At 25.9% G+C, this 398-nt stretch carries 1 protein-coding gene; it reads right to left on the bottom strand.

Going from position 1 to position 398, the window contains the following annotated elements; all coding sequences use genetic code 11:
- Positions 1-278 (bottom strand): hypothetical protein (locus KI369_RS29045; RefSeq protein WP_212959061.1); only part of this gene is annotated, 278 nt, incomplete at its 3' end.
- Positions 279-398: the final 120 nt, after the last annotated feature.

The following is a 398-nucleotide window of genomic DNA, read 5'->3' as shown; positions in this document are numbered from 1 at the left end:
ACTTTCATTTTATTTAATCCCAATTCATTCACGTTTATCCATAACCAACCTTCAAATAAGCCTTTTTTTAATTGCTCTGTTATAAAAATTCCAGTCTGAATCGCTTTTTCTTCATGTAATAACACATATTCCATTTCATTTACTAATAAACATAAGCGTTCTCCAACTAATTCATCTTTACGAAAAAGAAATTTATAAACTTCACCTTGAACTAGAACTTTAATTATAAACGAGCTAGATGATTTTACTTCATATACATGTGTTTCTATTTTATTCACCTCCTTCTTCTATTCTAAATCATAAAATCTTAATGTATAGATTTATTTGAAAAAAATTTAAATACTTATAATTTCATTGGACATAAGCTATTGGAAAATGCGACAACAACATTACAGTTT

The sequence above is a fragment of the Bacillus sanguinis genome, assembly GCF_018332475.1.
Classification (GTDB): domain Bacteria; phylum Bacillota; class Bacilli; order Bacillales; family Bacillaceae_G; genus Bacillus_A; species Bacillus_A sanguinis.
This window is presented reverse-complemented; position numbering and strand designations above follow the sequence as displayed.